This window comes from Pseudomonas taiwanensis, assembly GCF_013393345.1.
GTDB classification, from domain to species: domain Bacteria; phylum Pseudomonadota; class Gammaproteobacteria; order Pseudomonadales; family Pseudomonadaceae; genus Metapseudomonas; species Metapseudomonas resinovorans_C.
This window is the reverse complement of record NZ_QJRF01000038.1, coordinates 1-5,655: the sequence shown is the minus strand read 5'-3', so window position 1 is coordinate 5,655 and position 5,655 is coordinate 1. Positions and strand designations below refer to the sequence as shown.

The 5,655-nt window shown below is 63.2% G+C and carries 5 protein-coding genes; 3 read left to right on the top strand and 2 right to left on the bottom strand.

Annotated features, from left to right (window positions below; genetic code table 11):
• From DM872_RS05110 to DM872_RS05100, 3 genes are all read left to right on the top strand, one after another.
• A partial coding sequence (locus tag DM872_RS05110; protein WP_179058433.1) for an aldehyde dehydrogenase family protein occupies window positions 1-1,128 on the top strand: 1,128 nt, incomplete at its 5' end.
• Between the two features lie 329 nt (window positions 1,129-1,457).
• Entirely contained in the window at window positions 1,458-2,831 is a 1,374-nt protein-coding gene (locus DM872_RS05105; protein ID WP_179058432.1) for a glutamine synthetase family protein, read from the top strand.
• A 161-nt stretch (window positions 2,832-2,992) separates the two neighbouring features.
• On the top strand, window positions 2,993-4,543 hold the full coding sequence (locus tag DM872_RS05100) for an amino acid permease (RefSeq protein WP_179058431.1): 1,551 nt from the start codon (window positions 2,993-2,995) through the stop codon (window positions 4,541-4,543).
• A 45-nt stretch (window positions 4,544-4,588) separates the two neighbouring features.
• On the opposite strand, the gene DM872_RS05095 is transcribed toward DM872_RS05100, so the two are convergent.
• Window positions 4,589-4,933, bottom strand: a complete 345-nt coding sequence (locus DM872_RS05095) for a hypothetical protein (protein ID WP_179058430.1) — start codon at window positions 4,931-4,933, stop codon at window positions 4,589-4,591.
• Window positions 4,934-5,444: 511 nt separating this feature from the next.
• Window positions 5,445-5,655: PAAR domain-containing protein (locus DM872_RS05090; RefSeq protein WP_179058429.1), on the bottom strand; the 211-nt coding region annotated here is incomplete at its 5' end.

Sequence of the window (5,655 nt, the reverse complement as noted above, 5' to 3'; positions counted from 1 at the left end):
GTCGAGTTCATGCGCTACATGGCCGGCTGGGCGACCAAGATCGAAGGTCAGACCATGGACGTGTCCATCCCGATCCCGCCGGGCTCGCGCTTCACCGCCTTCGCTCGTCGTGAGCCGGTGGGCGTGGTTGCCGGCATCGTGCCGTGGAACTTCCCGCTGATGATCACCACCTGGAAGGCCATGCCGGCGCTGGCTACCGGCTGCACCGTGGTCATCAAGCCCGCCAGCGAAACCCCGCTGACCGCCCTGCGCCTGGCCGAACTGGCCTTCGAAGCGGGCATCCCGGCCGGCGTGTTCAACGTCGTCACCGGCGGCGGCAGCACCGTGGGCAACGCCCTGGCGTCGCACCCGCTGATCAGCAAGGTGTCCTTCACCGGTTCCACCGCCGTGGGCAAGAGCGTCGGCGTGGCCTGCATGGAGAACATGACCCGCTTCGCCCTGGAGCTGGGTGGCAAGAACCCGATGATCCTGCTGGCCGATGCCGATGTGGAGAAGGCCGTGCAGGGCGCGCTGCTCGGCGGCCTGCTGAACAACGGCCAGGTCTGCGCCGCGGCCTCGCGCTTCTACGTGCACCAGTCCATCTACGAGCCTTTCGTTCAGGGTCTGGCCGCTGCGGTGAAGGGCCTGTCCATCGGTCCGGGCATGGACCAGGACGCGGCGATCAACCCGCTGGTGTCATTCAAGCAGCAGCAGAACGTGCTCAAGCACATCGACCTGGCCCGCCAGGAAGGCGCCCGCGTGGTCGCCGGTGGCGAGCGTCTGGAAGGCGACGGCTTCTTCGTCCAGCCCACTGTGCTGGCCGACGTGAACCACGAGATGACCGTGTCGCGCGAGGAAGTCTTCGGCCCGGTGCTGTCGGTGATCCCCTTCACCGATGAGGACGCCATGATCGAACTGGCCAACGACAGCGTGTACGGCCTGGCCGCCAGCCTGTGGACCAACGACCTGTCCAAGGCGATGAACCTGGTTCCGCGCATCGAGGCCGGCACCGTGTGGGTCAACGCCCACGTGTTGCTCGACCCGAACATGCCCTTCGGCGGCGTCAAGCAGTCCGGCATGGGCCGCGAGTTCGGCCGCGCCGTGATCGAGGCGTACACCGAGCTGAAGTCGGTCTGCATCTCCCACTGATTTGAACCCTCGATTTCCGGCAGGCGCCTTCACGCCTGCCGGTTTTTTTTGTGGGTTTCAGGCACAAGAACGAGCTCGCTTTTTTGTGGGGGCGAATTCATTCGCTATGGGCGGCGAAGCTGCCCCGAGGGAGTGAATGGCAGGACTTCGTCCTGCTTGGCGATTGAAATCGCCCCCACAGATTGGCCCCATAATTGGGTATCTCGATACGGCAAACCCCCCGCAAATTCCCCAATCTCCGCCGTTCGCACTGTCCTGGTGCGGGTAAACCTTGCACTTTCCATTCCTGAACTAAGCTTTCGGCAGTCCCCCGACCAAAGGACCGCCTCATGAGCGAACCTCTCCTCAGCTTCGACGAACTCAAGAAAGCCGTAGCCAGCGGCGAGATCGATACGGTGCTGGCCTGCATGGTGGACATGCAGGGACGATTGGTTGGCAAGCGCTTCCAGGCTGAGTTCTTCGTCGATAGCGCCTATGAGGAAACCCACTGCTGCAATTACCTGCTGGCCGACGACATCGACATGGAGCCGGTGCCCGGCTACGCGGCGGCGAGTTGGAGCAAGGGTTACGGCGACTTCGTGCTGAAGCCCGACATGAGCACCTTGCGCCGGGTGCCCTGGCTGGAGTGCACGGCCCTGGTGCTGTGCGACGTGCTGGACCATCACCACCGCGAAGACCTGCCTCATAGCCCGCGCGCCATTCTCAGGAAGCAGGTTGCCCGGCTGGCGGAGCGGGGGTATCAGGGCATGTTCGCGTCGGAGTTGGAGTTCTACCTCTTCGATGAAAGCTACGACGCCATCCACACGCGCAACTACAGCCATCCGAAGACGGCTTCGAACTACATCGAGGACTACAGCATCCTCCAGACCACCCGTGAGGAACCGGTGCTGCGGGCCATCCGCAAGCACCTGCAGGCCTGCGGTGTGCCGGTGGAGAATTCGAAGGGCGAGTGGGGTCCGGGGCAGGAAGAGATCAACGTCCGCTATGCAGACGCCCTGACCATGGCCGACCGCCACGCCATCATCAAGCACGCCTGCAAGGAGATCGCCCACCAGCAGGGCAAGTCGATCACCTTCATGTCCAAATGGCGCTACGACCTGGCCGGCTCCAGTTGCCACATCCACAGCTCGCTCTGGGACAAGAAAGGCAAGAAGGCGCTGTTCCACGATCCCAAGGACGAGTTCGGCATGTCGAAGCTGATGCGCGGCTGGGTGGCCGGCCAGCTCAAGTACGCCAGCGAGGTCACCTATTTCCTCGCGCCCTACATCAACTCCTACAAGCGTTTTCAGGCTGGCACCTTTGCGCCGACGCGGGCTATCTGGAGTCGCGACAATCGCACCGCCGGCTTCCGCCTTTGTGCCGAAGGCAGCAAGTCCGTGCGCATCGAGTGCCGCATCGGTGGTGCCGATCTCAATCCCTATCTCGCCTTTGCCGCACTGATCGCCGCAGGCCTGGCGGGCATCGATGAAAAGCTCGAATTGGCCGCGCCATTCGAGGGCGATGCCTATGTGAACGACCAGCTACCGGAGGTCGACAAGACCCTGCGCGAGGCTACCGCCGCGCTCAAGGGCTCGGCCATGCTGCGCAAGGCCTTCGGTGACGAGGTGGTCGACCACTACGTGCATACCGCCGAGTGGGAACAGAAGGAATACGACCGACGCATCACCGACTGGGAGTTGCAGCGCGGATTCGAGCGCTACTGAAGATTCGCTGTCCGGCCAGCGGCGGGTTCGGGCACGCCCGCTGACCGGTTTGTAAACGGGGATGGGAGCAGTACGACAGGCTGTCGCAGTGCAGGCGGGGAAGGTGCCCGAACCGCCGCATGGAGCAATCCATTGCCAATCCCAACCAAAGGGCACCCAAGATGAATCCTGCAGGCCAACCCGGCTCCACGCATCAGGACGATGACGTCAAGCTGTTGCACAGCATGGGCTATGCCCAGGAGCTGTCGCGGCGGATGGGCGGCTTCTCCAACTTCGCCATTTCCTTCTCCATCATTTGCATCCTCTCCGGTGGCATCAACTCACTGGCCCAGGGCACATCGGGCGCCGGTGGTGCCTCCATCGGCATCGGCTGGCCGCTGGGCTGCATGATCTCCGGTGTATTCGCCGTGGCCATGGCGCAGATCGCCTCGGCCTATCCCACTGCGGGCGGGCTGTATCACTGGGGTTCGATCCTCGGCAACCGCTTCACCGGCTGGCTCACCGCCTGGTTCAACCTGCTGGGGCTGGTGACGGTGCTGGGTGCGATCAACGTGGGCACCTATTACTTCTTCTTCGGGGCCTTCGGACCGATGCTGGGCATGGAAGACACCATCACCACGCGCATCATCTTCCTGGCCATCCTCACGGGCGGGCAGGCGCTCTGTAATCACTTCGGCATCGGGTTGACGGCCAAGCTGACGGATTTCTCGGGCTACCTGATCTTCGCCACGGCCATCGCCCTGACCGTCGTCTGCCTGATCGCCGCACCCAGCTACGAATTCTCCCGGTTGTGGACCTTCGGCAACTTCTCCGGTGCCGCCGGTGGCAACGTCTGGCCGGAAGTGTCCAACAGCTGGATCTTCCTCCTCGGGCTGCTGCTGCCGATCTACACCATCACCGGCTACGACGCGTCCGCCCACACCTCGGAAGAAACCGTGCAGGCGGCTCACTCGGTGCCGCGTGGAATGGTGATGTCGGTGGTCTGGTCACTGCTGTTCGGCTGGCTGATGCTCAGCGCCTTCGTGCTGATGCTGCCGAGCATGGAAGAGGCGGCTGCCCAGGGCTGGAACGTGTTCTTCTGGGCCATGGATACCCAGGTGAATTCGACGGTGAAGGAACTGCTCTTCCTGGCCATCTTCATCTCGCAGATCCTCTGCGGCCTGGCGACAGTGACGTCGGTTTCGCGGATGATCTTCGCCTTCGCCCGTGACGGTGGCCTGCCGGCATCCAAGGCACTGGCTTCCGTCTCACCGAAACACCGCACCCCTGTAGCGGCTATCTGGACCGGCGCCACCTTGGCGGTGCTGTTCGTCTGGGGATCGTCGCTGGTGTCCATCGGCGAAACGCCGGTCTACACCATCGTCGTGTCCTGCACGGTGATCTTCCTGTTCTTCTCCTTCGTGATTCCCATCGTGCTCGGGCTCTTCACCTTCGGCACACCCAAGTGGCCGCGCATGGGGCCGTGGAACCTGGGACGCGGGTTGTACTCGCTGGTGGCGATCCTTTCGGTGATCTCGATGGCGCTGATCTTCATCATCGGCATTCAGCCGCCCAACGACTGGGCGCTGTACATCACCATCGGCTTCCTGATTCTCACCGGGGTCATCTGGTTCGCCTTCGAGGCGCGGCGCTTCCAGGGCCCGCCCATCGGCGACATGATCGCCAAGCGCCAGGCAGAAATCGCCGCGGCCGAAGAGGCGTTGAACAAGTGACCCGTGCCGGCGCCCCTGTCCTGTCGGGAGAGGGGCGCCGGGCCTTCAGTTCACGGCTTCGATGCGGATACCGCGCACCTCGACCTGATCACCCGGCTTGAAATGCTGGCCGGGCGAACGGAAGCGCTGCACCGAACCGTCATCCATTTTCACCAGGTAGGCGGGTTCGGCGAGGCCGGTGGCTTGCTGGACGGCGCCGCCACCGAAGTAGCCCACCGCGGCACCGGCGACGGCACCAACCGGGCCGCCGATGGCACCGAACATCAGTCCGGTCATGCCACCGCCAGCTTTGCCGGCGGTGGTGTCAGGAACTTCGGAGAGGACTTCCGCAGCAAAGGCGGGAGATGAAGCGAGCAGGACAAGGCACAGGGTGAAGCTGGGGACTTTCATGATGGTTCCCTTCGACTGTTGTATGGCAAAGGGTCCTCGTCACAATCCGTGCCAGAAGTGAAATCCTTTCAGATCAACAACATGCGGCGTGTGATGTCATTTCGACTGCGGTTCGAATGACAGCGTTTGCTGTCATTCGAACCTACTATCAGTCTAGTCCGCCCCGGAGGTGGGGCCGCGCTCCCACAGGTGAGGCCTCGGCTTTTGTAGGGTGGATGGCGCTCTTCCATCCACCAGCGGAGCGTCGTAGGGGCAAGGGCGTGATGGGTTTCGCAAGCTCAACCCATCCTACGGTCGCGTATTCGTAGGATGGGTAGAGGTACGAAACCCATCAGAGCGAAGGTCGTCCGGGCACTCAGAGCTTGATCAGCACCGACTTCAGCAGTTCGCGGCTGAGCTCGATGCGTCCGCTGCCGGCCAGGTCGCGCCGCCGGGAAACAGAAATCCGCCGGCTTGATGCTGGTGTGACCGCTGATGGCCTGGAGTACAGATGTCCTGGGTCATGGGCTCCCTAAGTTCTGTCGTACTGACCTGCGCATGAGGAATACACGCTGCACCCACAAGCGAGCTGCGCAGGCTCGAACACCAGCGGGCGTCCGTTCATGATGGCCGAACTGTCGCCGCCGGATGCCAGCGGGAATCTGCCCTTGTGGGTCGGGCACTGGGCATGGTCGCCCAGCAGGCACTGCGGCCTGCCGTCCACGGGGAATCCGCTGGCCTCT

What these genes read in the sequence shown, in the direction of transcription:
- DM872_RS05095 (WP_179058430.1), bottom strand. Translation starts at nt 4,933, where the DNA reads ATGAAAGTCCCCAGCTTCACCCTGTGCCTTGTCCTGCTCGCTTCATCT.
- DM872_RS05100 (WP_179058431.1), top strand. Translation starts at nt 2,993, where the DNA reads ATGAATCCTGCAGGCCAACCCGGCTCCACGCATCAGGACGATGACGTC.
- DM872_RS05105 (WP_179058432.1), top strand. Translation starts at nt 1,458, where the DNA reads ATGAGCGAACCTCTCCTCAGCTTCGACGAACTCAAGAAAGCCGTAGCC.